The organism is Aliibacillus thermotolerans (assembly GCF_027853235.1).
Taxonomy (GTDB): Bacteria; Bacillota; Bacilli; order Bacillales; family Marinococcaceae; genus Aliibacillus; species Aliibacillus thermotolerans.
Map to the genome: position 1 here is coordinate 1 of NZ_WKJG01000104.1, position 1,078 is coordinate 1,078.

Here is a 1,078-nt window from a genome sequence, read left to right on the forward strand (position 1 = left end):
CAGCTGACAAAGAGATTCGACGCTTATTCTTTACAAGACTCATCTTTGTTAGGTTAAGTAATCAAGGGCGCACGGTGAATGCCTTGGCACTAGGAGCCGATGAAGGACGCGACGAACGGCGATACGCCCCGAGGAGCTGTAAGTAAGCTTTGATCCGGGGATTTCCGAATGGGGCAACCCACCATTCTTCATTGAATGGTATCCACACCCGAATCTATACGGTGTGAGAAGGCAGACCCAGGGAACTGAAACATCTTAGTACCTGGAGGAAGAGAAAGCAATCGCGATTTCCTCAGTAGCGGCGAGCGAACGGGAAACAGCCCAAACCCGGTATTCCACTCAGTTCTGCAAAGGCAGAGTTGAGTGGAGTACCGGGGGTTGTAGGACACTCCATATGGAGTTACAAAGAAATGGCGTAGACGAAGCGGTCTGGAAAGGCCCGCGATACACGGTAATAGCCCGGTAGTCGAAACGTCATTTCCTCCGGAGTGGATCCTGAGTACGACGGGACACGGGAAACCCCGTCGGAATCCGGGAGGACCATCTCCCAAGGCTAAATACTCCCTAGTGACCGATAGTGAACCAGTACCGTGAGGGAAAGGTGAAAAGCACCCCGGGAGGGGAGTGAAAGAGAACCTGAAACCGTGTGCCTACAAGTAGTCGGAGTCCGATGACCCCTTTGGGGTACCGGATGACGGCGTGCCTTTTGTAGAATGAACCGGCGAGTTGCGATCGTATGCGAGGTTAAGTGTTAGCACACGGAGCCGTAGCGAAAGCGAGTCTGAATAGGGCGTGTGAGTATGCGGTCGCAGACCCGAAACCGGGTGAGCTACCCATGTCCAGGGTGAAGGCAGGGTAACACCTGCTGGAGGCCCGAACCCACGTAAGTTGAAAATTGCGGGGATGAGGTGTGGGTAGGGGTGAAATGCCAATCGAACTCGGAGATAGCTGGTTCTCCCCGAAATAGCTTTAGGGCTAGCCTCGGTAGATAGAGTCTTGGAGGTAGAGCACTGATTGGACTAGGGGTCCCTATAGGATTACCGAATTCAGTCAAACTCCGAATGCCAATGACTTGTTT

The 1,078-nt window shown here is 53.1% G+C and carries 1 rRNA gene; it reads left to right on the forward strand.

The features are described from left to right. Positions 1-51: 51 nt before the first annotated feature. Positions 52-1,078, forward strand: a 23S ribosomal RNA gene (locus GJS40_RS13960); the annotation flags it as partial.